The organism is Faecalicatena contorta (assembly GCF_021531995.1).
Lineage (GTDB): Bacteria > Bacillota > Clostridia > Lachnospirales > Lachnospiraceae > Dorea_A > Dorea_A contorta_A.
This window is the reverse complement of record NZ_JAFBIZ010000298.1, coordinates 1-597: the sequence shown is the minus strand read 5'-3', so window position 1 is coordinate 597 and position 597 is coordinate 1. Positions and strand designations below refer to the sequence as shown.

General features: G+C 43.7%; 1 pseudogene. It reads right to left on the bottom strand.

Going from position 1 to position 597, the window contains the following annotated elements:
- A pseudogene (locus JQM82_RS16040) lies at window positions 1-565 on the bottom strand (transposase); the annotation flags it as partial.
- Between the last annotated feature and the right edge of the window lie 32 nt (window positions 566-597).

The window sequence follows — 597 nt, the reverse complement described above, 5'->3', positions numbered from 1 at the left end:
ACATTGCGGAAACAATGGAATGATCGAACATTCCGGAACCTTCCACGTAACTGTTTCCCGGAAAATTGGTATTCAGAAACTGCATGGTCATTTCAAATACTGCCCGCATATCCAATATGCTGTAATCATGATGATCTCCACCGTGAACTGCAGATACTTTTCCATCTGCAATCTTAATCAGAGCATCCCCTTTCGCTACCTTCAGGCAGTAATTCACTACCTTCGCATAATTTGCTGTTTCCAGTTTTCTAAGCCCGGAACCAGAAATTCCTGCCCGATCCAGAATTGTCCGGATCGCACAGGTACGCACCGGATAGGTCTCACCCTTAATTTTTAAGGCAAGCTGGGTATTGTTCTCAGTATCCTCCAGGATCTCTTCCCAATTCTTTCCTACTGTGTCCTTCATTTTACCCGCTTCCTGAATAGCCGGAACCAATCGCAGTGTTCTTGTAGGCTTACGGATCCAGGAAGATTCTTTTGCTCTCTGTGCCAAAAATTCCAGCATCTCCTTTGGGTCTGCAAACGTCGTCTGATACGCATCTGCAAAAATTCTTGTTTCATTCATGTGTCTTTCCACCTTTCTTAAAATAAGTTTTA